The organism is Rhodococcus sp. 05-340-2, assembly GCF_002258915.1.
GTDB lineage: Bacteria > Actinomycetota > Actinomycetes > Mycobacteriales > Mycobacteriaceae > Rhodococcoides.
The window spans coordinates 87840-112799 of record NZ_NOYU01000010.1; the positions used below are offsets into that span (position 1 = coordinate 87840).

Annotated in this window: 22 protein-coding genes; 12 read left to right on the plus strand and 10 right to left on the minus strand. The window is 65.0% G+C overall.

What is annotated here, in order from left to right; all coding sequences use genetic code 11:
* Nucleotides 1-236 precede the first annotated feature (236 nt).
* The 5 genes from dnaK (at nucleotide 237) to CH271_RS04730 (ending at nucleotide 5509) form a co-directional block, all read left to right on the plus strand.
* Entirely contained in the window at nucleotides 237-2081 is a 1845-nt protein-coding gene (gene dnaK / locus CH271_RS04710; RefSeq protein WP_032376212.1) for a molecular chaperone DnaK, read from the plus strand.
* Nucleotides 2078-2710, plus strand: a complete 633-nt coding sequence (gene grpE / locus CH271_RS04715) for a nucleotide exchange factor GrpE (RefSeq protein ID WP_037194070.1) — start codon at nucleotides 2078-2080, stop codon at nucleotides 2708-2710. Before dnaK ends, grpE begins: the two co-directional genes overlap by 4 nt.
* 31 nt (nucleotides 2711-2741) lie before the next feature.
* Complete coding sequence (dnaJ, locus tag CH271_RS04720) at nucleotides 2742-3911, plus strand: molecular chaperone DnaJ (RefSeq protein ID WP_094632841.1); 1170 nt, start codon at nucleotides 2742-2744, stop codon at nucleotides 3909-3911.
* On the plus strand, nucleotides 3911-4327 hold the full coding sequence (locus CH271_RS04725; protein ID WP_094632842.1) for a heat shock protein transcriptional repressor HspR: 417 nt from the start codon (nucleotides 3911-3913) through the stop codon (nucleotides 4325-4327). Before dnaJ ends, CH271_RS04725 begins: the two co-directional genes overlap by 1 nt.
* Nucleotides 4328-4762: 435 nt before the next feature.
* The gene (locus CH271_RS04730) at nucleotides 4763-5509 is read left to right on the plus strand and encodes an FAD-binding oxidoreductase (protein WP_094632843.1); all 747 of its coding nucleotides are present in this window, start codon (nucleotides 4763-4765) and stop codon (nucleotides 5507-5509) included.
* A 9-nt stretch (nucleotides 5510-5518) separates the two neighbouring features.
* Here CH271_RS04730 and CH271_RS04735 read toward each other — a convergent pair whose 3' ends face one another.
* Nucleotides 5519-5923 (minus strand): MarR family winged helix-turn-helix transcriptional regulator, encoded by a 405-nt coding sequence (locus CH271_RS04735; protein WP_094632844.1) that lies wholly within the window; start codon nucleotides 5921-5923, stop codon nucleotides 5519-5521.
* Nucleotides 5920-7335 (minus strand): MFS transporter, encoded by a 1416-nt coding sequence (locus CH271_RS04740; RefSeq protein ID WP_094633160.1) that lies wholly within the window; start codon nucleotides 7333-7335, stop codon nucleotides 5920-5922. The genes CH271_RS04735 and CH271_RS04740 overlap by 4 nt, the downstream gene beginning before the upstream one ends.
* Before the next feature lie 159 nt (nucleotides 7336-7494).
* Between CH271_RS04740 and CH271_RS04745 the strand changes: the two genes are divergently transcribed.
* A complete protein-coding gene (locus tag CH271_RS04745) occupies nucleotides 7495-7725 on the plus strand; it encodes a hypothetical protein (RefSeq protein ID WP_032376217.1) in 231 nt (76 codons plus the stop codon).
* A 1-nt stretch (nucleotide 7726) separates the two neighbouring features.
* On the opposite strand, the gene rsgA is transcribed toward CH271_RS04745, so the two are convergent.
* The 3 genes from rsgA to CH271_RS28690 form a co-directional block, all read right to left on the minus strand.
* Nucleotides 7727-8737, minus strand: coding sequence for a ribosome small subunit-dependent GTPase A (gene rsgA / locus CH271_RS04750; RefSeq protein WP_094632845.1), 1011 nt, complete (start codon nucleotides 8735-8737; stop codon nucleotides 7727-7729).
* A 153-nt stretch (nucleotides 8738-8890) separates the two neighbouring features.
* Nucleotides 8891-10339, minus strand: a complete 1449-nt coding sequence (locus CH271_RS04755; protein ID WP_094632846.1) for an alpha,alpha-trehalose-phosphate synthase (UDP-forming) — start codon at nucleotides 10337-10339, stop codon at nucleotides 8891-8893.
* A 52-nt stretch (nucleotides 10340-10391) separates the two neighbouring features.
* Nucleotides 10392-10565: a hypothetical protein gene (locus tag CH271_RS28690; protein WP_008710019.1), complete on the minus strand. Its 174-nt coding sequence runs from the start codon at nucleotides 10563-10565 to the stop codon at nucleotides 10392-10394.
* Between the two features lie 105 nt (nucleotides 10566-10670).
* Between CH271_RS28690 and CH271_RS04760 the strand changes: the two genes are divergently transcribed.
* From CH271_RS04760 to CH271_RS04775, 4 genes are all read left to right on the plus strand, one after another.
* Entirely contained in the window at nucleotides 10671-12419 is a 1749-nt protein-coding gene (locus tag CH271_RS04760) for an ABC transporter ATP-binding protein (RefSeq protein WP_176460624.1), read from the plus strand.
* Complete coding sequence (locus CH271_RS04765) at nucleotides 12416-14164, plus strand: ABC transporter ATP-binding protein (protein ID WP_094632847.1); 1749 nt, start codon at nucleotides 12416-12418, stop codon at nucleotides 14162-14164. The genes CH271_RS04760 and CH271_RS04765 overlap by 4 nt, the downstream gene beginning before the upstream one ends.
* A gap of 69 nt (nucleotides 14165-14233) precedes the next feature.
* Nucleotides 14234-14800 (plus strand): TetR/AcrR family transcriptional regulator, encoded by a 567-nt coding sequence (locus CH271_RS04770; RefSeq protein WP_094632848.1) that lies wholly within the window; start codon nucleotides 14234-14236, stop codon nucleotides 14798-14800.
* Nucleotide 14801: 1 nt separating this feature from the next.
* A complete protein-coding gene (locus tag CH271_RS04775) occupies nucleotides 14802-15290 on the plus strand; it encodes an FBP domain-containing protein (protein WP_094632849.1) in 489 nt (162 codons plus the stop codon).
* On the opposite strand, the gene CH271_RS04780 is transcribed toward CH271_RS04775, so the two are convergent.
* The gene (locus CH271_RS04780; RefSeq protein WP_094632850.1) at nucleotides 15291-16058 is read right to left on the minus strand and encodes an NAD(P)H-dependent oxidoreductase; all 768 of its coding nucleotides are present in this window, start codon (nucleotides 16056-16058) and stop codon (nucleotides 15291-15293) included. It abuts the gene before it with no gap.
* Between the two features lie 71 nt (nucleotides 16059-16129).
* On the opposite strand from CH271_RS04780, the gene CH271_RS04785 reads away from it, so the two are divergent.
* Both CH271_RS04785 and CH271_RS04790 read left to right on the plus strand, forming a co-directional pair.
* Nucleotides 16130-17077 carry a GlxA family transcriptional regulator gene (locus CH271_RS04785; protein WP_179274816.1) on the plus strand — a complete coding sequence of 316 codons (948 nt, stop codon included), beginning with the start codon at nucleotides 16130-16132 and terminating at the stop codon, nucleotides 17075-17077.
* A 113-nt stretch (nucleotides 17078-17190) separates the two neighbouring features.
* The gene (locus CH271_RS04790) at nucleotides 17191-18534 is read left to right on the plus strand and encodes an HNH endonuclease signature motif containing protein (RefSeq protein WP_094632851.1); all 1344 of its coding nucleotides are present in this window, start codon (nucleotides 17191-17193) and stop codon (nucleotides 18532-18534) included.
* 149 nt (nucleotides 18535-18683) lie between these two features.
* Here the strand turns inward: CH271_RS04790 and CH271_RS04795 are convergent, their stop codons facing one another.
* The 4 genes from CH271_RS04795 to CH271_RS04810 form a co-directional block, all read right to left on the minus strand.
* Nucleotides 18684-19574: a trypsin-like serine peptidase gene (locus CH271_RS04795; protein WP_052047964.1), complete on the minus strand. Its 891-nt coding sequence runs from the start codon at nucleotides 19572-19574 to the stop codon at nucleotides 18684-18686.
* Nucleotides 19575-19642: 68 nt separating this feature from the next.
* On the minus strand, nucleotides 19643-20851 hold the full coding sequence (locus CH271_RS04800) for a S8 family peptidase (RefSeq protein WP_094632852.1): 1209 nt from the start codon (nucleotides 20849-20851) through the stop codon (nucleotides 19643-19645).
* A gap of 87 nt (nucleotides 20852-20938) precedes the next feature.
* The gene (locus CH271_RS04805; RefSeq protein ID WP_094632853.1) at nucleotides 20939-23410 is read right to left on the minus strand and encodes a CHAT domain-containing protein; all 2472 of its coding nucleotides are present in this window, start codon (nucleotides 23408-23410) and stop codon (nucleotides 20939-20941) included.
* On the minus strand, nucleotides 23407-24954 hold the full coding sequence (locus CH271_RS04810) for a S8 family peptidase (protein ID WP_094632854.1): 1548 nt from the start codon (nucleotides 24952-24954) through the stop codon (nucleotides 23407-23409). The genes CH271_RS04805 and CH271_RS04810 overlap by 4 nt, the downstream gene beginning before the upstream one ends.
* Nucleotides 24955-24960: the final 6 nt, after the last annotated feature.

The following is a 24960-nucleotide window of genomic DNA, read 5'->3' on the forward strand; positions in this document are numbered from 1 at the left end:
TTCACGAATACTTTCTCCCCGCTGCGCCGCGGCGATCCTCGTGATCGTCGCGGCGTACTGCTGTGTGTGCCCACGGCAGTGGGGAACAAATTCGCCACACCCTCCGTTGTGCAGGTCAGCAGCCTTGAGTGGATGAGGCTCAAGTTGGAAGTTGACGCGACAGATCGCGTTATGCAAACTTGAGTGGAGTTCGCTCACCCAGGGACTGAATCCACGCAATAACAGGAGGAAACATTATGGCTCGTGCGGTCGGTATCGACCTCGGGACCACCAACTCGGTCGTGTCCGTCCTCGAGGGCGGCGAACCGGTTGTCGTCGCCAACTCCGAGGGATCACGCACCACCCCGTCGATCGTCGCTTTCGCCAAGAACGGTGAAGTGCTGGTCGGCCAGCCCGCGAAGAACCAGGCGGTCACCAACGTCGACCGCACGATTCGTTCCGTGAAGCGCCACGTCGGCACGGACTGGACCGTGGAGATCGACGGTAAGAAGTACACCCCTCAGGAAATCTCCGCGCGCACGCTGCAGAAGCTCAAGCGCGACGCCGAGGCCTACCTGGGTGAGGAAATCACCGACGCGGTCATCACCGTTCCCGCGTACTTCGAGGATGCACAGCGTCAGGCCACGAAGGAAGCCGGCCAGATCGCCGGCCTCAACGTCCTGCGCATCGTCAACGAGCCCACCGCGGCAGCTCTCGCATACGGCCTGGACAAGGGCGACAGCGAGCAGACCATTCTCGTGTTCGACCTCGGTGGCGGCACGTTCGACGTCTCGCTGCTGGAAATCGGCGACGGCGTCGTCGAGGTTCGTGCGACGTCCGGCGACAACCACCTCGGTGGCGACGACTGGGACGAGCGCATCGTGACCTGGCTCGTCGACAAGTTCAAGGCTCAGAACGGCATCGATCTGACCAAGGACAAGATGGCGCTGCAGCGTCTGCGTGAGGCCGCCGAGAAGGCGAAGATCGAACTGTCCTCCGGGCAGAGCACCTCGATCAACCTCCCGTACATCACGGTCGACGGCGACAAGAACCCGCTGTTCCTCGACGAGCAGCTCAGCCGCTCGGAGTTCCAGAAGATCACCTCCGACCTGCTCGACCGCACCCGCGCGCCGTTCCAGGCAGTGGTCAAGGACTCCGGCATCGCAGTCAAGGACATCGACCACGTCGTGCTCGTCGGCGGTTCGACGCGTATGCCCGCCGTCTCCGAGCTGGTCAAGGAACTCTCCGGTGGACGCGAGCCCAACAAGGGCGTCAACCCGGACGAGGTCGTGGCCGTCGGTGCTGCACTGCAGGCCGGTGTCCTCAAGGGTGAGGTCAAGGACGTTCTGCTCCTCGACGTCACGCCGCTGTCCCTCGGTATCGAAACCAAGGGTGGCGTCATGACCAAGCTCATCGAGCGCAACACCACCATCCCGACGAAGCGATCCGAGACCTTCACCACCGCTGACGACAATCAGCCCTCGGTGCAGATCCAGGTCTTCCAGGGTGAGCGCGAGATCGCCTCGCACAACAAGCTCCTCGGCTCCTTCGAGCTGACCGAGCTGCCCCCGGCTCCTCGCGGCGTCCCGCAGATCGAGGTCACCTTCGACATCGACGCCAACGGCATCGTGCACGTCACGGCCAAGGACAAGGGCACCGGCAAGGAGAACACGATCAAGATCCAGGACGGCTCCGGCTTGTCCAAGGAAGAGATCGACCGCATGGTCGCCGACGCGGAAGCTCACGCAGACGAGGACAAGGCTCGTCGCGAAGAGGCCGAGGTCCGCAACCAGGCCGAGTCGCTCGTCCACCAGACGGAGAAGTTCGTCAAGGACAACGAGGACAAGGTCGACGCCGAGCTCAAGGGACGCGTCGAAACCGCCATCGCCGACGCCAAGACGGCTCTCGCGGGCAGCGACATCTCGGCAGTCAAGACCGCCGTGGAGAAGCTCTCGACCGAGTCGCAGGCTCTCGGCACCGCCATCTACGAGGCTCAGGCCAAGGAGCAGGGCGGCGCAGAGGGTGGCGCGCAGGCCGCTGACGACGGTGTCGTCGACGCAGAGGTTGTCGACGAGCCCGCCGACGACACGGACAAGAAGTGACGTCGGAGAACACCGAGCAAGAACCGGTCACTTTCGTGGACAAGCGAAAGATCGATCCCGAGACCGGTGAAGTACGGGAAGGTGACGCAGTTCCGGAGCCCCTGGTGGGCACCGGGGCTGCGCCCCAGCCCGACTCGGTGGACGAAGGGACCGTCGACGGTGACGTCGTGGAAGACCCGCGTGACACTCAGGTCGCAGAGCTCACCGCAGATCTGCAGCGCGTCTCGGCGGAGTACGCCAACTACCGGCGTCGCACCGACCGTGAGAAGCAGACCGGAGCGGAGAACGCCAAGGCGTCCGTCGTTTCGCAGCTTCTTCCGGTTCTCGACGACCTCGAGCGAGCTCGCCAGCACGGTGATCTCGAAACCGGACCGCTCAAGGCAGTGGCAGACAAGTTGGCAGGGGTGTTCTCGAACATCGGCCTGACCACTTTCGGGGCCGAGGGCGACGCCTTCGACCCGGCCATCCACGAGGCCGTCTCCCACGAGGGCGACGGCAGCAGCCCGGTCGTCGGAACGCTGATGCGCAAGGGCTACAAGCTCGGCGAGCGCGTCCTGCGTACCGCGATGGTCGGCGTGGTGGACGATGCAGCACAAGAATCGGATGCACCCGCGTCCGACGAGCAGTAAACAGAAATAGCGCGAGAGGAGGAAACGCCCGGTGAGCCAGCGGGAGTGGATCGAGAAGGACTTCTACAAGGAGCTGGGCGTTTCCTCCAGCGCGACTGCAGAAGAGATCAAGAAGGCGTACCGAAAGTTGGCCAGGGACAACCATCCCGACGCCAATCCCGGCAACGCCTCGGCCGAGAACAAGTTCAAGGCGGTCAGTGAGGCGCATGCCGTCCTCGCCGACCCGGCCAAGCGCAAGGAATACGACGAAGCACGACGGCTGTTCGCCTCGGGCGGGTTCGGTAACCGCGGCGGCGGTGGATTCTCGCCCGGCGCAGGCGGATTCGGCGGCGGCCAGACCTTCGATGTCGGCGACATCTTCGGTCAAGGCGGCGGCGACGGCGGAATCGGCGACCTGTTCGGTGGCCTGTTCAATCGCGGCGGCGCGCAGCAGCGCCCGCAGAACAATCGGCCCCGACGCGGCAGCGATGTCGAAACCGAGACCTCACTGCAGTTCCGTGAAGCGGCACAGGGCGTTACGGTCCCCTTGCGGTTGACCAGCCCGTCCTCGTGCACCACTTGCCACGGCAGCGGCGCGAAGCCCGGAACCAGCCCGCGGGTGTGCCCCAAATGCAACGGCCAGGGTGTCGTCAACAGAAACCAAGGCGCGTTCGGCTTCAGTGAGCCATGCGACGACTGCCGCGGTACCGGATCCATCATCGACGACCCGTGCGCCGACTGCCGCGGTACCGGAGTGCAGAACCGGACCCGCACCATCACCGTGCGCGTCCCGGCCGGTATCAGTGACGGACAGAAGGTCCGGCTCGCCGGTCAGGGCGAAGCCGGCCTCCGCGGAGCGCCGTCGGGCGATCTGTTCGTCACGGTTCGGGTCAAGCCCGACAAGGTGTTCGGCCGAACCGGCGACGACCTGACGGTGACCGTTCCGGTGAGCTACGGAGAACTGGTGCTCGGTACGACACTGTCGGTGCCCACCCTCGAGGGTCGCGTCGGAGTGAAGGTGCCACCGGGCACCGTCGACGGCCGAGTGCTGCGGGTGCGTGGACGCGGTATCCCGAAGAAGTCCGGTACCGGAGACCTGATGGTGACCGTCAAAGTTGCCGTCCCGCAGAAACTCGACGATGCTGCTACCGACGCTCTGAAGACCTATCTGGAAGCCGAGAAGGCCAGCGGATTCGACCCGCGGGCCGGGTGGGCACTGTGATGTCGGTCCCTCCCGAGGGTGGACCCGCGAAAGCCGGTGGCGGGCAAGCTGATCCCGACGCCCAGATCTTCGTGATCTCCGTCGCGGCTCAATTGGCGGGCATGCATGCGCAGACGCTGCGTACCTACGATCGACTCGGACTCGTCACCCCGCATCGCACCACCGGCGGCGGTCGACGCTACTCCCCGCGTGACGTCGCACTGCTCCGCGAAGTGCAGCGACTCTCGCAGGACGAGGGCGTCAACCTGGCCGGTATCAAGCGCATCATCGAGCTGACCAACCAGGTCGAGGCTCTGCAGTCGCGAATCAGCGAACTGGCTCAGGAGTTGGCGGCCGTGCACGCCAGCTATCGCCGCGACCTGGTGCCGATCCAACGCAACGCTCTGGTGGTCTGGAAGCCGAAGCACCAGCGCTGAATTCGAGGGTTCGCCCTTCACCGTTCGCCCTTCACTGTTTTGCAAACGCGCGCGCATTCGTCAGGTGCGCGCGGATTCGCCGGCGATCGGTCGCTATTCCGCGCGCATTCGGCAAACGCGCGCGCATTTGCGGCCTCGACCGGGGGCGTCGGCGGTGGCGAACCTGGCGTCGACTGGGCATCTGAAGTCGGGTCGGTCCGCGGGTGTTGAGCCCGGGTCTCTGCTGCACACGTCCTCGCAAACGCGCGCGCGTTCGTCAGGTGCGCGCGGATTCGCCGGCGATCGGTCACTATTCCGCGTGCGTTCGGCAAACGCGCGCGCATTTGCGGCGTCGACCGGGGCGGGGGCGCACCTCGCGCGCCTCGAGCGGGGCAGCGGTGCCGAACCTCACGCGCGTTTGCGAGACACCCCGCTTCGACCCCTATCCTGGTCGGCATGCAGGCGTGGAGTTCGACGGTCGTTCAGTATCACCGCCTTCGGAACGACCTCGCGGTCATCAGACTCGAAGGCGACGCTGTGCCGTTCGCGGCAGGCCAGTCGGTGTCGGTGACAGTGCCCCAGAGCGCTGCGCTGACACGGCGATACTCACCCGCGCTGCCGCCGTCGCGAGACGGAAAGTTGGAATTCCACGTTCGAGCCGTGCCGGCCGGGTGGGTGAGCGGCTCGATCGTCAACGAGACGCGGCCCGGTCACGTGTGGCAGATCAGCGATCCGCAGGGCGGTCTGCATGTCGACGATTCGGGGCGCGACGTCGTCATGATCGCGGGTGGCACCGGCCTCGCTCCGTTGCGCGCGATTCTGCTGGACCTCACTCGCCGCCAACATCCACCGAACGTGACGCTGTTCGTCGGCGGCAAGTCGCCTCGCGATCTGTACGCCGGGGACATGCTGTGGTTGATGGCGTCGGAGCTGCCGTGGTTGACCGTCGTTCCCGTCGTCGACCAACTGCACGAGCCGTGGGCGTCGGATCGATGGAACGATCGCATTCATGCCGAGATCGGTTCCAGCACAGCGTTCTTCGAGCCCGAGCATTGCTGGGAGGGCAGTGTGGCAGACGTCGTCGCCACGCAGGGGCCGTTCCCGGATCGCCAGATCCTGGTCTGCGGCTCGCCGGGAATGGAAGCGGCGACCGTGCGCGCGCTCGTCGAGATCGGCACACCGCTCGACGCCATCCGCCGCTGAAGCGAGTAATCAGGGCAGCTGCAGAATCCGTCGTAGATGTGCCAGGTCTTCGGCGGATACCGTCGTGAATTCCGGCGGCGGGGCGTCGGCGATCGCTCGGGCCTTCTCGGCGAGGAGGCGTCCGGATTCGGTGAGTCCGATGATGCGGCGTCGGCGATCGGTGGGATCTTCGGTGCGGATCACCAGTTCCCGTTTTTCCAGCTCGCGAACGTTGAGCGAGACGTACGGCGCATCGGAGGCGAGGATCTCGGCCAGTTCGGTGACCGTCCGATCGCCCGCGAGCAACTTGGTGAGCAGCTTGGCCCGCAGGAAACTCATCCCCGTGGCGTCGGCGACGGCTCGGCGGGTGTCGTGCTTCTCGAGCATCAGCGCACGCATCTCGCGCCAGACGAGTGCTGCCTCCGTCCCGGTCATACGAGCACCGGTTGGTCGATTCGATCGGCGGTCGCGCGGGCCCACCGGCCGGTGGTGACCACTGCGAGCGCGGTGACAACCACGCCTGCGCCTGCGATGACGTACCACGCGGGAACCGCGGCTGCGGTGAAGCCGTCGGAGATCTCGCCGACGATGCTCGCCGTGACGATGGATCCGACGACGGCCACGCCGAGCGATTGACCCACCTGTCTGCTCGTCGACGCGATGGCGGATGCCACTCCGGCCTGACTGCGCGGCATTCCGGACACCGCGGTGTTGGTGATCGGGGCGTTGACCATGCCGAAGGATATTCCGAAAATCACGTACGCGACGGCCAGCCACGCGAACGAGGTCGTCGGAGTCAGGCGGGTGAGCATCAGCGCCGAGGCCACGAAGCCGATACCGGCGACGAGCAGCGGAATGCGCGCTCCCAGTGTGCCGACGATGCGGCCCGAGATCGGCGCGAAGATCAGCGTCATCAACGCCATCGGCAGGGTGTAGAGACCGGCGTGCAGTGGCGAGTATCCGCGCACGTCCTGCAGATAGAGGGTGTTGAGGAACAGGAATCCGCCGAGGGACGCGAAAGCACACACCGCGATCACCGTCGCTCCGCTGAACGGCGCGCTGCGGAAGAACTTCAGTTGGATGAGCGGCTCCTCGATTCGCGACTCCACCACCAGTAGCCCGACGAGAGAGCCGACGGCGACGGCACCGGTGAACACGATCAGCGGCGACCCCCAACCCTTCGCGGGACCTTCGATGATGGTGAAGACCAGGGACGCGAGGAACGCGAAGATGAGGAACTGGCCGGCCGGATCGAACTTGCGCGAGTGTTCGGCTTTGGATTCCGGGACGAATTTCAGTGTCATCGCCAAGGCGAAGATCCCGACGGGGACGTTGATCCAGAAGATGGACTGCCAACCGGCACCGGTGACGAGGATGCCGCCGAGGGCCGGACCCGCAGACATGGAGATGCCGACGACGGCACCCCACATGCCGATGGCTCCTGCACGTTCTTTCGGGTCGGTGAAGGTGTTGGTGATGATCGACATCGCGACAGGGTTCATCATCGAGCCGCCGACGGCCTGCAGCATGCGGAAGGCGACGAGCCAGCCGAGCGACGGTGCGACGCTGCACAGCAGGGAGCCGAGGACGAACGTTCCGGTGCCGATCAGGAAGAAGCGCTTGCGGCCGTACTTGTCGGCCATCGAGCCGCCGAGCATCAGCAGTGACGCCACGACCAGCGTGTATGCATCGATGATCCACTGCAGACCCGATACCGAAGCGTTCAGATCTGCGCGCATCGACGGCAGCGCGACGTTGACGATCGTGTTGTCGGTGCTGACGAGAAACAGACTCAGGCAGCAGATGCCGAGCACGAGATACCGGTGTCGTCGAGTCAACTCGGCCACGTTCACCTCCGCGATAATGCTTGTATATCTACAACTATTACATGAGTACTCCTAATTTGTTCGACGAGCAAGTGAGAGGCACGCAGAGCACGCCCGATAGGGTGTGTGTCACAGACTTGCTCGACCCCGAAATGCTTGCTCGGTGAATGGAGAACAACAGTGGCTTCCGAGATCGCACCAGGCGACCTGGTTCAGGCGTCCGGGCACGCAGGCCCGTGGAAGGTGCTCGAGATCCGTCAGGGTCTGGCGTTGCTCGAACATCACGACGGTCATCGGTTGTCGGTACGCACCACCACGGTCGAGGTGGTGCGGAAGGCGTCGAGCAGTGAAGGTTCGGCCCGGCAGGCCGAGGCGGAGACCGACAGTCCCTCACTGTTCGACGAGAGCTGACCTACCTCCTTTTGCCGTCGACGGCGTATTTCTGGCGTAGCGACTTCGAGATCTGCTTGTACTCCCGCAGCTTCTCGCTGCGCGCTCGGGCGTCGTGCCTCGAGGTCGACCACGCGTTCTCCCGCAACAGTTTTCGGTAGTTGCCCAACCTCCTGTCGGTGAGCTGACCCGCATCGACGGCGGCGAGCACCGCACAGCCGGGTTCGTGTTCGTGCGCGCAGTCACCGAACCGACACGACGCGGCCAGCTCTTCGATGTCGGAAAAGGCGCTCGCCACAGCGTCTTCCGATCCCTGTACGCCCACGGAACGCAAACCCGGGGTGTCCAGCAGCACCAGGCTCGAGGAAGGGATCGGCACCAATTCCCGGTGCACCGTCGTGTGCCTGCCCTTGCCGTCGGCCGACCGGGTGGCACCGGTGGCGAGAACCGAACCGCCCAACAGGGCGTTGCCGAGTGTCGACTTTCCGGATCCCGACGGCCCGATCAGGGCGACCGTGCCGCGCAGATGTGCTGCCAACGAGTCGATTCCGCCGTCCGACACCGCACTGGTGCTGCACACGGTGACGCCCGGCGCGGCGGCCAGCAGTAGCTCTTCGGCGACGCTTCCGCTGTCGGTCTTGGTGATCGCGAGAACGGGAACAGCGCCGCTGCCCCAGGCGAGGGTGATGTAGCGCTCGACGCGACCGAGGTCGAGGGCCGTGTCCGACGCGACCGTGACGACGACGGTGTCGACGTTGGCTCCGAGAACCTGTATGTCGGAGGTGGATCCGGCGGAGGTGCGTTCGATGGATGTGCGGCGAGCAAGTGTGGCAACGAGCCTGAACGAGTCCAGTGTCACCCAATCGCCGGTGCAGATACCGGTGCCGGTGCATCGGACGATGCCGCTGTCGGTGACGGCGTCGAATTCACCGCGGTCGACGCGAACGACGCGGGCGAGAGTTGTTTTCTGAGAATGCTTTTCGAATTCCGTCAGCCAGTGCTGATCGAGGCCGTAATGCTCGAGTGGAGACATGCGAGATCCTTGGGGGAGGAGGAACGAGGGCTCAGGGGTGCAATCGTCCAGGTGGCCACGATGCCCACCTCCTCACGTGAAAACGCATGAACTCGATACAAAAAAACCGTCGACGGCAAAGTAGCAGCCGTCGACGGTGTCTGGAAAGCGAATTTATCGGGTGAGGTTGGTGCCCTCCGCCGGCGCTGCGAGCGCGGTCAGGAAGGAGCGGGCCCAGCGGTCGACGTCGTGGGCGAGAACCTGCCTGCGCATGGCGCGCATGTGTCGCTTGCCCGATTCCGGTTCCTGTTCGAGGGCTCCGATGATCGCGTCCTTGACGCTGTCCAGGTCGTGTGGGTTGCACAGGTACGCCTGGCGCAGTTCTGCTGCGGCACCGGTGAATTCGCTGAGCACCAACGCGCCACCGAGATCGCTGCGGCAGGCCACGTATTCCTTGGCGACGAGGTTCATACCGTCGCGCAAGGGGGTGACCAGCATGACGTCTGCGGCAACGAAGTAGGCCAGCAGATCGTCGCGGGGGATCGGCCGGTGCAGGTAGTGCACCACGGGGTGGCCCACCTGGCCGTACTCGCCGTTGATGCGGCCCACCTGCTGCTCGATTTCGCCGCGCATGGCGACGTAGCTGTCGACGCGTTCCCGGCTGGGCGTCGCCAACTGCACGATGACGTTCTCTGCCGGATCGACGCGGCCCTCTTCGAGCAGTTCGCGAAACGCGTTCAGTCGAACGTCGATTCCCTTGGTGTAGTCGAGGCGATCGACGCCGAGCATGATGCGCTTGGGATTCCCCAGATCTTTGCGCAGTTGCTTCGCGCGATCACGGACGGCCTTGGAGCGCGACTTGGTGTCGAGGTCACCGGAATCGATGGAGATCGGGAACGCGCCGACTCGCACGGTCCGAAAGCCGACCTGCACGACGCCGAGCTTGGACCGCACTCCGACGGTTCCGCGAGAGGTGGTTCCCCCGGCGAGGCGTCGGGCAAGGTAGAGGAAGTTCTGCGCGCCGCCGGACAGGTGGAAACCGATGAGGTCGGCTCCGAGCAGTCCTTCGACGATCTCGGTGCGCCACGGCATCTGCATGAACAGTTCGATCGGCGGGAACGGGATGTGCAGGAAGAACCCGATGGTCAGGTCGGGGCGCAGCATCCGCAGCATCTTCGGGACGAGCTGGAGCTGGTAGTCCTGGATCCAGACCGTCGCGCCCTGTGCTGCGGCCTCGGAGGTCTTCTCGGCGAAGCGGCGGTTGACCTCTACGTAGGCGTTCCACCAGTCGCGGTCGTACTCCGGCTTGACGATGACGTCGTGATAGAGCGGCCACAGCGTCGCGTTGGAGAAGCCCTCGTAGTACTGGGTGTATTCCTTCTCGCTGATCGTGACCGGACGCAGCTGGAGGCCGTCCTCGACGAACGGCTCGACGTCGACGTCCGAGACGCCGACCCACCCCACCCACGCACCCTTGTTGGCACGCAGAATCGGTTCGAGAGCGGTGACCAACCCGCCTGGGCTTCGCTTCCATCGTGTGCTTCCGTCCGGAAGCTTTTCCAGATCGACCGGCAACCGGTTGGCCACGACGACAAAATCCGAACCCTGCGAGGCGTCAGCCACAACTGTCCAATCCGCTTGTAGATCCCTGGGTAAACAGTCCTGCGAAAACCTGTCAGTCGGTCTTCGCTACGGGATCTATACCCAACATCGACAGCAACATGCGGCATTCGTCGGCATCGGTCGCGTAGGCCGCGACGACGCGCTGAGCCTGGCTGGCCGTCTCGTACTCGAGTGGGACGATGTCTTCGTCGGCGATGTCGTTGTCGGTCGAAGTCTTGGCAGGCATGGTGTTCTCCGTACTCTCTGCTGGGCTTACACGGTGTTCGTTGGACCCGACTCTATGTAAATGTGGCGCCCCATCGCCAGTTCCCGATGCCATAGGCTGCAGCAAATGACCGATTCTGTGCCGCTCCGCCATGCTCGGACAGTGGTGGAGGTGCCTTCTCCGGCCACCGGCTCCGCGATTCTCCGCCGCACCGTACGACGGCATCGCACCCGCCTGATCGTCTCGTCGCTGCTGTTCGGGGTGCATCAACTGTGCGAAACGATGGTCCCGGTGGCCATCGGACTGATCGTCTCGCGGGCCATCGACACCGGTGATGTGACCGCGATGATTCTGTCGTTGGTCGGTCTGGCGGCCTTGTTCGTCACCCTGTCGTACGCGTGGCGGGTCGGTGCCCGCATCATCGTGGTCGCCATCGAGCGGGAGGCGCATCTGGTGCGCGTCGAGGTCGCCGGCCGCGTCCTCGATCCGCGGGGTGTGCGTACCGAGCTGTCGGCGGGAGAGTTGCTGACGGTCTCGACGTCCGACGCCGAGAAGGAGTCCTGGATTCTCGATCTGATCGCCCGGGTCTTCGCGTCGGCCGTGGCGGTCGTCGCCTCGGCGGTGGCGTTGCTGATCATCGATATTCCTCTGGGCCTTGCGGTCGTCATCGGGACGCCGGTCATCCTGATCGCGCTGCAACGTCTCGCTCCGTTGCTCACCCGTGCTGCCACCGCACAGCAGGCCGAGGTGGCCGGTGTGTCGGGTATGGCCACCGATCTGGTCAGCGGAGTGCGGCCGCTGCGCGGAATCGGTGCCGAGAATGCCGCGACGCAACGATTCGTGACGTCGAGTCGAACAGCGTTGGCTGCGACTCTGAAGTTGGCTCGCGCGAACAACGTCTACCAGGGCTTGTCGGCGACGGTCAACGCGCTGCTGGCCGTCGGGATCGCCGGTACCGCCGGTTGGTTCGCGCTGCAGGGCCGCATTTCGGTCGGTGAGTTGATCACGGTCATCGGCCTCGCGCAGTTCGTCATCGAACCCCTGACCGGATTGGCGAGGATCCCCGGCGTCGTTGCGATGGTGCGCGGATCGGCCGACAGGCTCGCCCTCGTGCTCGGTGCGGAACACGTTCTGCCGCAGTCGGAATCCGCGGTGCCCGTAGGGGCCGATCTCGGTGTCGACAACGTCCGGTTCCGTTCCCTCGACGGACTCACCTTCCGTGCAGAACCGGGCGAGATGCTCGGCGTGGTCGCCTACCGGCCCCAGGACGGGGAAGCGCTGGCCACGCTGCTGTCCGGGCAGATCTCCGACGCCGACTACACCGGATCTGTTCGCATCGGCGGCATTGCGGCGGGAGAGATCGATCTTCGACGCGCCCGCGAGACGGTGCTCGTCGAGCCCCACATCACCGACCTGTTCGCGGGCACCGTCCGCAGCAACGTCACCGCCGGGCGGGAGCGGCCCGACGCCGAACTCGACCGAGTTCTCCAGGCATCCGCGGCCACCGACGTCGTCGAATTGCACGATGCCGGTCTCGATCACGCCGTCACCGACCGCGGAGCCAGCCTGTCCGGCGGCCAACGCCAGCGAGTGGCGTTGGCGCGAGCACTGTCGGTCGACGCCCCGGTCCTGGTACTGCACGACCCCACCACCGCTGTCGACGCGGTCACCGAGCACGCCATCGCTCGCGGCATCGCCGAACTCCGGCACACCGAAAGGACATCGCAGACAACGATCCTCATCACCACCAGCCCCGCGCTGCTGTCGGTGACCCATCGCGTTCTCGTCGTCGACGACGGTCGCGTCGTCGCCGAGGGAACGCACCACGATCTCGCGTCCTCGGACGCGCAGTACAAGGACGCGGTGCTGCGATGACCACCCCCGAACTCCTTCCGATCGCCACCGGAGCCCGCTCCGGGAAGTGGCTGCTCGAACAGCTGAAGCTACGACGGGCGCGTACGGCGGTCACGCTGCTCCTCGGCGCAATTGCGGCGGCGATGTCGTTGGTGCCCGTCTACGTGCTCGGTGTTCTGGTCGACCGAGTCCGCGACGGAGCCGACTCGTCGGCGATCATCGGGGTGGTCGTCGTCATCTCGGTGGCCGCGGTTGTCGGCGGCATCGTCACCGGGTTCAGCGGCTATCTCATCAGCAGTCTCGGTGAGGGCATTCTGGCGTCGCTGCGTGAGGCGGTCGTGCGCCGCGCGCTGCATCTGCCGGTGGCCACGCTGGAGCGAGTAGGCAAGGGAGACTTGCTCTCCCGGGTGGGCGACGACGTCGCGGTGATGGCCAAGTCGATCGGTGAGGTCATCCCGCAGCTCGTCGGCGCGTTCCTGCTCGTATGCCTGAGCATGATCACGATGCTCGGCATCGACTGGCGGCTCGGCCTGGCCGGGCTCGTCGCGCTGCCGATGTACGTCCTCGCTCTGCGCTGGTATCTGCCGCGCTCGGCCCCGAAGTACGCGGCCGAACGCGTGGCGATGGGCGAGCGTGCGCAGTCCTTCGTCAGCAGCATGCAGGGCGCGAAAACCGTTCGCGCGTACGGACTCGAGTCGGCGCATCTGAAAGAGATCGATCGGGCGTCGGCGAAGGCCCGCGACATCGGTGTCGACGTGTTCCGCCTGCTCACTCGATTCGCATCTCGGAACAATCGTGCCGAATGCGTCGGACTGTCGGTGATCCTGTTGGCCGGATTCCTGCTCGTGCGCGGCGATTACGTCACCGTCGGCGAGACGACGGCCGCAGCACTGCTGTTCCACCGACTGTTCAATCCGATCGGGACCCTGCTGTTCACGTTCGACGACATCCAGTCAGCCGGAGCGTCGTTGGCTCGACTGGTCGGTGTCATCGACATTCCCGACGAGCGACCCGTGGGCGACGGTTCCGCGCCCGCCGACGCCACCTTGGACGTCACCGATCTGCGACACGAGTACGAGTCCGGCCACGAGGTGCTGCACGGAGTGAACCTCCGGGTCGACGCCGGCGAGACCGTCGCACTCGTCGGTTCCACCGGCGCAGGCAAATCCACGATCGCATCCATCGCGGCCGGTTCGATGGCGTCGACGTCGGGGACGGTTCGTGTCGGCGGCGCATCACTGGATGCACTGGGCAGCGAAGGATTACGGCGGCACGTCGCGATCGTCAGCCAGGAAGTCCACGTGTTCGCCGGCCGGTTGGTCGACGACGTGCTGCTCGCCGCCCCGGATGCCGGTCGCGACGACGTGGAAGCCGCACTGCGCACCGTCGGAGCATGGGCGTGGGTCGAGGCGCTGGACAACGGCCTCGACACTGCCGTCGGCGAGGGTGGACATCAGTTGACCGCGGCTCAGTCGCAGCAGTTGGCCTTGGCGCGACTGGTTCTCGCCGACCCGGCCGTCGCCGTGCTGGACGAGGCCACTGCAGAAGCCGGCAGTTCCGGGGCACGAGACCTCGAAGCCGCGGCCGAGGCAGCGACCAGAGGGCGCAGCACGTTGATCGTCGCGCATCGGCTGACCCAGGCCGCTGCCGCGGACCGCGTGGTGGTCCTCGAACACGGCAGGATTCTGGAACAGGGTCCGCACGAGCAGCTGGTCGCCGCCGGTGGACGATACGCACAGTTGTGGAAGGCGTGGCAGGGCCGCTGATTGTTATAGCAATTTGCCTAATGCCCTTAGGTTTGGTTACGGTGTCCTCGAAAGAACGAGGAGGCCGGCATGGCACGTGCAGGATTGACCGCTCGACGCATCGTGGCGGCGGGAGCGGATCTGGCCGATGAGGTCGGCTTCGATCGCGTCACCGCCAGTGAGGTAGCCAGACGCTTCGACGTCAAGGTGGCAAGCCTGTATTCGCACCTGAAGAACGCGCACGAGTTGAACGTCGGGATAGCGCTGCTGGCGTTGGAGGAACTGGCCGATCGGGTGTCCGAGGCACTGGCGGGTCGAGCAGGAAAAGACGCTCTGGTTGCCGTCGCCAACGCGTATCTCGACTATTCGCGCGAACACCCCGGTCGCTATGCAGCGACGCAGTTTCCGCTCGATCACGAGACTGCTCTTGCAAGTGCGGGAGTGCGTCACTCGGCGATGATGAAAGCGATCCTCCGGGGGTACGACCTCGGTGAAGAGGATCAGGTACATGCAGTTCGATTGCTCGGCAGTGTGTTTCACGGCTACGCCAGCCTCGATGCGTCTGGCTCGTTCGGTCACAGTGCGCCCGACTCGCAGCAGTCCTGGGCTCGCATCCTCGACGGAATCGACACACTTTTACAGCACTGGAGGCAGTGACATGGAACCGATCTCCGAACGCGACATCAGGTCGTCGTTCGTCAATTCGTCCAAGGGCGACGCCAAGCGGCTCTCGCTTCCCGAGAACATCGACGACGTGCCGTGGGACGATCTCGACTTCTTCGGTTGGGTCGACCCCAAGCTCGCCGGCAGGAGTTATATCGTCGCTCCTTCGGGGGATCGCCTGTGTGGAATCGCGTTGCGCTACAAAGCTGGCGGGCCCAGGAAGGCGCAGATGTGCAGCATCTGCCTCACGACGCATGCCAACGGTGGAGTGTCGCTGATGGCCGCCGCGAAGGCCGGGGAATCCGGCAGGCGTGGCAATACTGTGGGCACCTACATCTGCTCGGACCTCGCGTGCTCGCTGTATGCGCGAAAGAAGAAGACCCCGGCATTGGGCCGACAGTTCAAGGAGGACTTCGACGTCGAGACACGCACCGCGGCAGTCGAAGACAACATCGAAGCGTTCCTCGCTCGCGTCCTCGATTGATCAACTGATCGTGTGTACTCGGATGCCGGTGTCCTCGGGTTCGATGTCATCGCGTAGTACGAATCGCCGGTCGTAGTCGCCGCCGTTTTGCGTGCGGTAGGGGATGGGCGCGTCCGTGGGCAGGCCCTTGACGCGTTGTAGGAGCTCTGATTCTGCTGCAGCGTAATCGGTTTCGGTCATCCGGTCGGCGCTGGCGATCAACACCGGCGGCAGTACGGACATGCCGGTGTAGAACAGGATGCCGTGCTGAATCGGGTACAGCATCTCGTGCAGGTCGCCGTTGATGCCGCGTGCTGACACCGTGTGTTCGCTGCCGCCCATGCTGACGACGACCATCGCACGCTTGCCGGCGAGCACGCCGTCGCCGTAACGCCTGGTGCGGCCGTCTGCACGCCTGATGCCGTATCCGAATCCCTCGACGAAGACTCGATCCACCCAGCCTTTCATGATCGCGGGCATCGAGAACCACCACAGCGGAAACTGCAGCACGACGGCATCGGCCCGCAGCAGCTTCTGTTGTTCCGCGGCGATCTCCGGGGCCTGGGTTCCTGCCGCGAGGGCCGATCTCGACGCGTTGGCCACCTGGAATCGCTCGGTCGGATCGTGGTCGTAGTCCTCTGGCCGGACCACTGGATTCCACTGCATCGCATACAGATCCGACTGCTCGACGGTATGGCCGTCGGCGCGAAGTTGTTCCAAGGCTGCGTCGCGCAGGGAACCGTTGAGGGAGCGGGCGTCTGGATGGGCATGGACCCATAGGATGTTCATGCTCTCGATCCTGGGCTACATCGCATTCCGGAACCAGTGGCGTGAAAGACAACATGTGAAAGAATTCGGCCATGACGCACCGCATTGCCGTCTACGTCCGTGACGGCCTGCTTGCCATGGAGTTGGGCATCGTGCATCGCCTGTTCGGGCAGGCTCGCTCCGACTCCGGCGATCCGCTGTACGAGGTGATCACCTGCACCGACGTACCCGGCCCGGTTCGCACCGACTCCGACGTTCGCATACTCGTCGAACGAGGGCTCGAGGCTGTGGCCGAGGCGGACACCGTCATCGTGCCCGCCTCCGACGTCGACTACGAGACCGGCCTCGACGCCGCCTCGCCCCTGTTCGACGCGGTGTCGAGTCAGAGGTTGGCGTCCATCTGCACGGGCGCTTTCGTCCTCGCTGCGGCGGGTCGGCTCGACGGCAAACGGGCCACCACGCACTGGAAGTCCGCCGCACGTTTTGCCGAACTGTATCCGCAGGTGCTGCTCGACCCCAACGTGCTCTACACCGAGGACGGCAACGTGTTGACCGCGGCAGGGGAGGCATCGGGAATCGATCTGTGTCTGCATATGATTCGACAGGACTTCGGTGCGGCTGTGGCCAATCGGGTGGCGCGCGGAACCGTCGTACCTCCCCACCGCAGCGGCGGGCAGGCGCAGTACATCGACACTCCGGTGCCGCGGACGCACAGCACGTCGACGGCCGATGCGCAGGAGTGGGCACTGCGCAATCTGGGGTCGGCTTTGTCGGTCGAGGTTTTGGCCCGGCACCAGGCGATGAGTGTGCGGACGTTCTCACGCAGGTTCGTCGCCGAAGTCGGTGTCTCTCCGGCTCGTTGGATCGTGGCGCAGCGCGTCCAGCGGGCGAGGGAGTTGCTCGAGAACACGGACCTGACCATCGAACGCATTGCCCACGACACCGGCTTCGGTACGGCTACCTCATTGCGAAACCAGCTTGCCGCGGAGTTGGGGGTCTCGCCGAGCGCATACCGGGCGACATTCAGGGTGGGCGGTTGACGCTTCTATCATGAGACACCGACAGGTTTTGGTCTACGAATAGTTATGTAGGGCAATAGTTTTCGATTGCACTATGGTTGTCAGTCGAATATTTGTTCGATACACTTGCTCGCATGACCACGGAGATCTGGCAACTGAGCGAGAGCGAACTCCTCGCCGATGCCGCCGCGGTCTCCCATCAGATCCAACTACTGGAAGCGCGGCGTATCGCCCTCGTCGCCGAGATCGACACCCGCGTGAGCCGGGAGAAGCTCGGCTTCCCCGGACCCGCCGGCTGGCTGACCTCCACCACACTGCTCTCACCGTCCAAGGCCACCAAGATCGTCGCGCTCGCCCGCGGCATGGCCGCATTTCCCGACATCGCCGACGCCGTGAACACCGGCGTCATGTCCATCGACCACGCCGCCCTGATCCTCACCTTCGCCGAAACACCCCCGGAGAACCTGCCGGAAGAGGGTCGCGATGCCGCACGTAAAGCTCTGATCAAGGCTGCGACAGGACCCGACGCTCGTACCGGCCGGATCCGTGCAGCGATCACCAGACTCGAAGACAGCTTCGGCACCAAGAAACCACCCGCCGAGAACACCGACCGCAACGAACTCTTCGCCTCCACAACCCTGAACGGGCGGCTGGTGTTGAAAGGTGATTTCGATGCTGTCACCGGCGAAAAGCTGCTCACCGCACTCTCGCCGTTGACCGAACCCCACCCCGCAGCCGACGGCAGCCAGACATCCAAAACCGGAGACGATCGCAGCCCCGCCAAACGCAGAGCCGACGCCTTCGGACACATCCTCGACCAATACCTCGCCTCGAGTGATCGCCCCATCGAAGGCGGTGAACGCCCGCACGTCAACCTGCACATCAGCCTGCGCGATCTCACCGACCTCCGCGACAGCGCCGACGACATCACCGACGACATCACCGACGACGAAACCTCACGCGCAGCAGCCGAATCCGACGACGCGACCCAACCCGCCACCGCGGATCGTGGCGCGTATCGCGACCTGTTCGGCGACGGCACCACTGTCGGCTGGCTGCCGTGGATGGGACCACTGTCCCGCAATACTTCCCGTCAGTTGGCGTGTGATTGTGTCCTCACCGCCATCGTCATGGACGAGAACGGCAACCCGTTGAACCTCGCCCGCACCGCCCGCACCGTCACCGCCAAACAACGCAGAGCCCTCACCGCCCGCGATCACGGTTGTGCGTTCCCCGGCTGCGGAAAACCTGCAGCCTGGACCGAAGGACACCACATCTGGCACTGGGGCGACGGCGGCCCCACCGACATGAACAATCTGGTTCTGCTCTGCGGATTCCACCACCGCCTCATGCACCACTCCGACTGGGAAGTGTTCATCGGTACCGACAACCACCCCTGGTTCGTACCACCGGCAACCGTCGACCCGTATCGACAACCGAGACAATCCCACGCCCGCGCCGGCCCTCATATCGCCTGAAATCCAGGAAGACTCCAGCCCCGCACCGAAACACCGGTGCGGGGCTGGAAGAGGTTGTCGCGAGGCCGATCAGAGTTGATCGAGTGCTGGATCACGAGCCGGCGCATCAGTCGGACCGGATCTCCCAGCAACCCGAGTCAACGTGTGGGCTACGGACGCCAGTTCGCCAGGCCGTAGTTGACGAGATCGACCATGGGGCTTCCGGCGGCGTACACGAGTCGCGTCGGGTCGAGACCGTCCTTCTCCGTTCCGCTCAGCACACCGACGGCATAGGGGTTGGCGGTGTGCTGCCAGAGCGGGCCACCGGACCAACCCGGTCCGAGGTCTGCGCGCAACGCGAATTCGAGCTCGCGGCCCGGACTGTCGTCGTCGATGTCGCGGATCCCCATGTCCAACTCGACGGCCGGTCGCTGACCGTAGCTGCCCGGATACCCCGACGAGACGTAACGCTTGTTGTAGTACTGATCTTCGCTGCCGAACGACGCAGTACCCATCCACCCGAGCGCGGAGCCCAGGGGCTTGAACAACTTGCAGATCGCGTAATCGTGCCCGGTCACATTGCCGTTCGTGTTGTAGCCACGGTATGTCTGGACGTACGAACTTCCGTACGGACGGTTGCCGTTTCGAAAAGCGGGGACGAACTCCATGCTCCACGAGCTCGCGCCCCACGGTGCGACGTGGCCGGCCGTCAGAAGCAAGTTCGGCCCCACGAGTACACCGCTACCCCGCTTGCCTGCGCTGGTGAACACGATCCCGACCGTGCACATCGGGTAGAGAAGAGGGTTGGGTTCCTCGTGCACCAGTGGTTCGAGGAACGTCTCTCCTTCCACGGAGAACGACTGCACGACAGTAGGATCGGCGTGCGTTGCCCATGTGGGGCAGTAGGGCTCGGTGGACGACGAGTGGGCTGATGCCGGTGCGTCGGCAGGGTCGAGTTCGACCTGGTGTTGTCCGGGAAGTACCTGTAGTAGCTCCAGGACGTCGTCGGGAATGCCGCTGCGATCGAGCATGTATCCAGTGGAACGGATGGTACTGGTCATGATGATCCTCCGAAAGGTGTGACACGAGCATGGGTGTGAGGGTGCGTATCGAAAGAAGGTGGAGCGAGTCAGGACTGCGGTGCCTGAACCAAACCCGCACCGACGTCGAGGGGATCGAAGCCCGGCGCGAGTGGGTCGCAGGTGGCGTCGCCGATGATCTTGGCCTGGAGTACGAGGGGACTCAGTTGCCCTTGCGTTCGGAGCTTTTCGGCCCAGAGAGCCGCCACGCCCGCGACGTGCGGTGTGGCCATACTGGTTCCGCTCATGGTGGTGGTGCCGCCGCCGAGCCCAGCACTCTCGATTCCCACGCCCGGAGCGGAAACCGTTGCTCGAGTGTTCGAGAACGGTGCGACGACGAATCCGTCCGCGCTGCTGTCGAGTGCGCCGACGGCGATGATGCCGGCCGCGGCGGCCGGTGGTGAGACGTTGATTTCGTACGGCGGGTTGGCATGCCGACCGCTTTCGTTGCCGGTGGCGGCAACGACGAGTGGTTGTCCGAGACCGGCGTTGAGGAACTCGGAGAGCTTCTCGAAGAGTCTGACGTTGGCGGTATAGGCCTGCAGGCCTACCGATGTGGCGACGTCGGTGCGGTAGCCGCGCTGTTGAATCAGGTAGTTCACGTAGCCGGGGAAGTCGATGCCGAGTGACATGGAGATGACGTGTGCTCCGTTGTCGCGGGCCCAGATCATGGCTTGGGTGAGGATGTCGGTGCCACCGCCGTCGGCTCCGAGTACTTTGCCGATCAGCGCGCGGTTCACACCGCTGGCAACACCGATGCGCTTCGAGTTCAGATCACGTCCGAAGATCGTTCCAGCGCAGTGTGTTCCGTGCCCATGCTTGTCGATGACGCTGCCGTCCCCGGTGAAGTCCCGGGTGATCAGCTCTACGCCGGAGAAGGCCCGATGAGTCGAGTCGATGCCGGTGTCGAGTACGGCGACGGTGATCCCGGACCCTGTGTACGGCGAGGTCGTTGCTCCGACCGCGTCGACACCCCACGTCGTGGCGGCGACACCTGATCGGTGGAGTCGTGGCGTCGGCACGGGCTCTATCAGTGTCATCGGCAGCGACGGGCAGAAGCCGACGACGGTGGGGTCGTTCGCGATCGTGCGCATCGTCGACTTGCTGACCTTGCTGTCGATGTCGATCGTGATGCCTGCGGTTGCTTCTGCCGACATCGCAACCGGACCGGCGTCGAGATCTCGCATGGCCGGTCGCGCTGGAGCGCGGAGGATTATCAGCCGCTCCTCCGTGAACGGGTCTGTCAGTGTGGTGGACATATCCACTCCTCGGTGATGGGCGTTCGGGTGTGTACGACCATCAGGAGCGCCGGACCACGTCGCTGATACATCACTCGATGATGTTGTTCACCAGGCATTTCCGTAACACAGTGCGGCGACACCCAGGTCCGGAGATTCCGGAGCACAACCGCGCAGCGTGGCCAGCGCATCGCCTGGGGTCTCGCCGCCCGCTATTCTTCGGTGCAGGGATGGGAAGAATTCAGCGGCACGTTCGTCGTCGATGTTCGCGGGAGCAGCGACAACGCATCGTGCACCGGCGTGCAGCCAGGCACGCGCCATGCCGAGCGCATCGAATTCACCGGCCGCACGACCCATTTCGCAGGCGGAGACAACCACGAGCGACGGCACCGACGCGAGCTGAGTGACGTCGTGGCCGAACCACGGGCCGTCGGTCAGGGCGATCGACGAGAACAGTGGATGTTCGCGCGAATAGCCCCCGTGTGCGCTGACGTGGAGGATGTTCGACGCTTCGGCGAGATCGGCCGCAGCAACGGTGGTGGCATCGGCGCCGGTGACGATCCGTGACCGACCCTCCCAGGCCTGCGCAACGTCTCTGGCCTCCCGTTCGCCGTGTTCTGTGCCCGGCCCGCACACCACGCCTACCGGTGCCCGTGTGCCGGTCTCGGACGAACTACCGATCCACCATTGCACCGACACCGCAACCGACAGAGAACGAGCCGCGAGGCCGGGGAGTAGGCCCCACGGAATACCGCCGAGCACACCGGGCACCGTCAACAGGATTCGGCGAGGCATCGAATCGGCCAGGACCGGCACGACCAACAGTCGATCGAGAGCAGTCAGCCGCCTGGTCAGTGACCTCTCGACGGACGTGCGCAGGCGAGAGCCCCGACGCGCGGCGGCCACGTCGAGATCTGCTGGGAGACCGGACAGTTCCCGGGCGATGTCGGTCCACGGTCCGAGGTCGAACGTGGCCGGGGTGCCCGCGGACACCACCATGGCGACCACCCTGTCGCCGAGCCACGAATACGTGATCAGCGCCGCGTCCGATTCCGTCAGTGCCCGCTGGGCATCGACGACACCGGGCCGCGACAGGGAGGTCGCCGAGGACGACGATCCACGCCAGCCGAGATCTCGCACCTGTTCGCGGAGTTCGACGCGACGCCGGTGGGCCTCGGCGTCGTCGGAGTCACGGAGCGAACGGATTTCGGCAAGTGCGCCGACCATCTCGTCGTCGCGGGGCGCTCGCACGGGATTCCAGGCGGCTGCTGCACCGCGGGCTCGTTCGGACCAGTCGAATATTCGCTCCGGATCCTGCGTCTCCCACGCCGCGTTGAGCCCCTGAAGGACTACGTCGGTGGCCACTCGCTGGGTTGCCACCTGCATTCCGAGATTGCCGAAGTGCGTTTGCCATTCGACGAATTCGTCCATCGCCTGTGCCGCATGGGTCAGGGCGTCGGCGGGTCGTCCGCGGGTGCGTTCGAGTGCCGACCGAACACGGGCAGCGAGTAGGCGGGTCGACACCGGCGCATCGGTGCGAACTTCGATGTCTGCGGTGTACCGTTCGGCCCGGTCGACGTCGGAGTCCAGAAAGCTCAGTGCTACATGCAGTTTCAGTTCGGTCGAGTGCGCAGTCAAGTGGCGCGCGTCGAGGCGATCCAGCAGTTCGAGGGTACTGGCGGGAACGCCGTTCGGGAGATCACCGTGCAGCCGAATTAGAGCGGCAACGGCATCTGCTCGGACGGCCGAGCCGTCACTTCCGTGTTCGCGAAAGTGTTGTGCTGCTGCGGCTGCGAGAGACGCGGCGCGGTCGAAGTCCTCGTCGGCGAGAATGCGAGCGAGCAGCAGTTCCGCCTCGGCGCGGGTGTGCCACTGTGTGGAATCCTCGACCAGTTTCAGTACTTGTTCCAGAGTGTCGACCGCGTCGCCGATCATTCCTGCGGCCTCGAGAACCTCGGCGCGGTCCAGGTCGCAGATTGCCCTGTGCGCGGACGAGAGATGGCGCAACGTCTCCCGGGCCGTGTTCATTCGATCGAGCGCACCCGCGAGGTCTCCGGCCAGTAGATCGACGTAGCCGCGATTGTGTGCCACCTTCGCTTGCTCGACGACATCTCCGACACGAGCGAACAACTCCATCGCTGCATCGAGGTCGACGGCAGCTTCGGGCAACTGTCGCCGTCGAAGGTGCAGGTAGCCGCGGTTGATCAGCACTCGGCCGCAGGCTGCGGGGTGATCGACCAATGCTTCGGCGGCAGTACCGAAGAGCGGCAGGGCTGCGTCGTCGTTGCCTGCCCGAACCTCGAGTGCCCCGAGGCGACCGAGCAGGATCGCCCTGCCGATCGGGCCGAGTCGGACGACGTCTGTTTCGTCGTCGCGCAGTGCGGATCGGCAGATGTCGAACCCGCCTGTCAGATCACCCGTTTCGCTCATCACCCACGCGGTGGCCGACACGACCTCGGCTCGCATCCGACCGTCGGGAAGGTGCTCGCGAGCCTGCGCCAGTACCTGCCGGGCCTCGTCGTGGCGTCCGGCGCTGATGAGCGACTGGGCTCGCTCCACCAACTCTCGTGGAGAGTTCACCGTGGGGTGTTTCGTCTCGATCGGATCGATTTGGCGTGGAGCGCATCGTTCTCGGCGGTGATCGCTGCTCGGACGCGGTCGACCGCGTCGCGGGCGGCGGCGATGCGGTCGTCGCCGGTGCGCAGGGAGACGGATTCGATGAGCGCCTCGGCGATTCGACCGGCGACGATCGGGGCCGCGAAGGACGTGCCACTCCACACGCCGAATCCGCCGAGGAAGTCGTCGGGGTCCAACGTTTCGCGTGCCTGCCGTCGTGCCAACGGTGTTGCTCCGGCGTCGAACTCCGGCATCGTGCTGACCACTGCGGCACCGCAGACCCATGTGTTCACCCAGTGACCGGTGTTGCTGAACAGCGCTTGGGTGCCGTTGGGGTTCTGCGCGCCCACCGAGATCATCGGGGCCCACGATTGTTCGTCCGGATCGAGGGAGAACGCCGCGGGGTAGCAGGGCCTGTTCGTTGCGTCGTTTCCGGCCGAGGCCACCACGACGACACCTGTTCGACGAAGCGCGGCAAGGACGTCGCGGATCGAGGACGTGAAGCCGGGCTCCTCCTCGTGATAGAAGCCGAGCGACAGATTGAGTACGTCGACGTGGTTGGCCTCGTCTGCTCGAACGTACTCGAGCAATGCGCTCAGAGCAGCGAGAACATCTGCCTCGTAGACGATTCCGTCCGCGTGGAGCACCCTGGCGGTGAGGATGTCCGCGTCCGGTGCCTCCTGATGGACGAGTCCGGTGATGAACGTGCCGTGACCGACGACCGGATCCATCTGCCCGTCCAACGGACCCAACAGATCCGGGTGGACCTCCGGGTCGGTGGCGGGATCGTCGATTCCGATGGTGGGGTTCTGATCGACACCCTTGGCGACGAAACCGAGCCAATCGTGGGCACCGCAGCCGGTGTCGAGTATCGCGACGCGGACTCGTCGACCGTCGATTCGATCGTCCGGATGTCGCACCGGTGCCGGGCCGACGTAGGCGACGGGCATCCGGCCGCCGGCTCCGGGGACCGCGTAGATTCCGGCGGGGGAGCCGCCGGACATGAAGGGAGACATGAACGGTGACATGAAGGGGCTCATGAACGGGCTCATGAACGGAGACATGAACGGGGCCAGCGAAGTTCCGATCGCGAGAACATGTTCGAGCTGCACGTCGACCGGGGCGTCGTCGGATCGGGTGGCTCGGAACGTGCGGACGAATGCCGCAGCGTCGACGGTCGGTGCCACCGAATCCCCGGTGGCCACGAGAAAGACGCGTTCGACGATCCGCTCGGACTCGGCGTCCTCGTCGTTGACATCCGGGTAGCGAACCGAGATCGGCAGCCGATCGTCACGCGAGCCTCTGTCGAGCAGCCAGCCGAAATGTCCGGCCACCTCGGCGAGAACGTCTGTGGGATCGCGGTTTTCGGTGGAACTGTACGACACCAGAACGGTGTCGCGCACGTACAGCGTCGGGCTCTGGGAACCGATGTCATCCGGGTTGCCCGGCATGCCGACCGCCACCCGAGGAATCCGCTTCCAGCTCTCCACCGGCTCGTCATTCGTCATTGTCGT

What these genes read in the sequence shown, in the direction of transcription:
- CH271_RS04785 (WP_179274816.1), top strand. Translation starts at nt 16,130, where the DNA reads ATGACGCACCGCATTGCCGTCTACGTCCGTGACGGCCTGCTTGCCATG.
- dnaK (WP_032376212.1), top strand. Translation starts at nt 237, where the DNA reads ATGGCTCGTGCGGTCGGTATCGACCTCGGGACCACCAACTCGGTCGTG.
- CH271_RS04735 (WP_094632844.1), bottom strand. Translation starts at nt 5,923, where the DNA reads ATGACCGGGACGGAGGCAGCACTCGTCTGGCGCGAGATGCGTGCGCTG.
- CH271_RS04770 (WP_094632848.1), top strand. Translation starts at nt 14,234, where the DNA reads ATGGCACGTGCAGGATTGACCGCTCGACGCATCGTGGCGGCGGGAGCG.
- CH271_RS04810 (WP_094632854.1), bottom strand. Translation starts at nt 24,954, where the DNA reads ATGACGAATGACGAGCCGGTGGAGAGCTGGAAGCGGATTCCTCGGGTG.
- CH271_RS04800 (WP_094632852.1), bottom strand. Translation starts at nt 20,851, where the DNA reads ATGTCCACCACACTGACAGACCCGTTCACGGAGGAGCGGCTGATAATC.
- CH271_RS04780 (WP_094632850.1), bottom strand. Translation starts at nt 16,058, where the DNA reads ATGAACATCCTATGGGTCCATGCCCATCCAGACGCCCGCTCCCTCAAC.
- CH271_RS04790 (WP_094632851.1), top strand. Translation starts at nt 17,191, where the DNA reads ATGACCACGGAGATCTGGCAACTGAGCGAGAGCGAACTCCTCGCCGAT.
- CH271_RS04775 (WP_094632849.1), top strand. Translation starts at nt 14,802, where the DNA reads ATGGAACCGATCTCCGAACGCGACATCAGGTCGTCGTTCGTCAATTCG.
- CH271_RS04725 (WP_094632842.1), top strand. Translation starts at nt 3,911, where the DNA reads ATGTCGGTCCCTCCCGAGGGTGGACCCGCGAAAGCCGGTGGCGGGCAA.
- CH271_RS04795 (WP_052047964.1), bottom strand. Translation starts at nt 19,574, where the DNA reads ATGACCAGTACCATCCGTTCCACTGGATACATGCTCGATCGCAGCGGC.
- CH271_RS04760 (WP_176460624.1), top strand. Translation starts at nt 10,671, where the DNA reads ATGACCGATTCTGTGCCGCTCCGCCATGCTCGGACAGTGGTGGAGGTG.
- rsgA (WP_094632845.1), bottom strand. Translation starts at nt 8,737, where the DNA reads ATGTCTCCACTCGAGCATTACGGCCTCGATCAGCACTGGCTGACGGAA.
- CH271_RS28690 (WP_008710019.1), bottom strand. Translation starts at nt 10,565, where the DNA reads ATGCCTGCCAAGACTTCGACCGACAACGACATCGCCGACGAAGACATC.
- CH271_RS04765 (WP_094632847.1), top strand. Translation starts at nt 12,416, where the DNA reads ATGACCACCCCCGAACTCCTTCCGATCGCCACCGGAGCCCGCTCCGGG.
- CH271_RS04730 (WP_094632843.1), top strand. Translation starts at nt 4,763, where the DNA reads ATGCAGGCGTGGAGTTCGACGGTCGTTCAGTATCACCGCCTTCGGAAC.